A 1,496-nucleotide genomic window follows, 5' to 3' on the forward strand; every position below is an offset into this window, starting at 1 on the left:
GGCGGGTTCTAGCGGTCGTTGCAACACCCTGACTTCGGGAGTTGCAACGACCGTGGTTCGTTTAAGCGGTGATTCATCAGGTTCTGGCTGGTACCGGCAGGAACATAAGGACGCATTTTTCGTAGTGTTTGATCGTCTGCAGGACACGACGGCGGCTGCTAAAGCTTGCGGGATTAATCCAGCGACCGGGGCAGCCTGGGTTCGGAAGGCTGGGTTGAAGGGCCTCGGGAAACGGGGAAGAGGTCCGCACCCGGGGCGTGAGAAGTTTTTCCGTCTGCGGGCGTCCGGGACGTCTCGGCGGGAAGCTGCCGCGATCGTCGGTGTGAACATTCGCACTGCCCGTGACTGGGACATGGGAATCCGCAGGTCAGGTGGCCGTCGCATTTACCCGGATGGACGAGTGGTCAATTACAACCATCCTGTGACAATCGCTCAGATCCCGGGTGACTCTTCGGCGCCGGCCAGGCCGGTCGATGCCCGGTTCTTGTCCCTGCAGGAACGCGAAATGATCCAGGACCTGCGTGCTGGCGGGTCTTCGATGAGAGCCATCGCAAAGACCCTCAACCGTCCGGCCTCGACAGTCAGCCGGGAACTGGCCCGCAACACCGACCCGGTGCTCGGCTATCTGCCGCACGGCGCCGACCGGAAAGCGGCCGCACGCAGGGCCCGCCCGAAGAGAGCCAAGCTTCGTGCTGAGAGTCCGTTACGGGAGTACGTGAAGACCAAACTAGCCCTACGCTGGTCACCGGAACAGATCAGCCGCACTCTGGTCCAGGAGTTCCCCGACGACCCGGAGATGCGCGTGAGTCCAGAGACGATCTACCAGGCCCTCTACTTCCAGGCCCGTGGCGGGCTCAAACGCGAAGTGGCAGCCGCACTGCGGACCGGACGGGCACGCCGCAAACCCCGTAAAGACCCGGCCCAACGCACGTCCCGGTTCGTGGACCCGATGATCATGATCTCCGACCGTCCCGCCGAGGTCGAGGACCGGGCCGTGCCAGGACACTGGGAAGGCGACCTCATCACCGGGGCGAACAACCAATCCGCGATCGCCACCCTGGTCGAGCGCACCACCCGCTACGTGATGCTTGTCCACCTGCCCGGAGACCACACCGCCGAAACCGTCCGCGACGGTCTCATCAAAACCATGGCCACGCTCCCAGACCACTTACGCGGATCCCTGACCTGGGACCAAGGCGCCGAAATGGCCGGACACAAAGCCTTCACCATCGCCACCGACATGCAGGTCTACTTCTGCGACCCGGCCAGCCCCTGGCAACGCGGCTCCAATGAGAACACCAACGGGCTGCTGCGCCAGTACTTCCCCAAAGGCACCGACCTGTCCGTCTACGGGCCAGAGGATCTTGAACACGTGGCCCAGGAACTCAACGGCCGACCACGCAAAACGCTCGACTGGGATACCCCAGCCGAGCGCCTGCGTGATCTACTACTAGCCATCTAACCAACAAGTGTTGCAACGACCCTTAGAAACCGCC

1 protein-coding gene is annotated in these 1,496 nt (G+C 63.0%); it reads left to right on the forward strand.

Going from position 1 to position 1,496, the window contains the following annotated elements; genetic code table 11:
- Nucleotides 1-352: 352 nt before the first annotated feature.
- Entirely contained in the window at nt 353-1,462 is a 1,110-nt protein-coding gene (locus tag BIU82_RS13370) for an IS30 family transposase (RefSeq protein ID WP_253182781.1), read from the forward strand.
- Nucleotides 1,463-1,496 lie beyond the last annotated feature (34 nt).

Source organism: Arthrobacter sp. SW1 (assembly GCF_001766675.1).
Classification (GTDB): domain Bacteria; phylum Actinomycetota; class Actinomycetes; order Actinomycetales; family Micrococcaceae; genus Arthrobacter.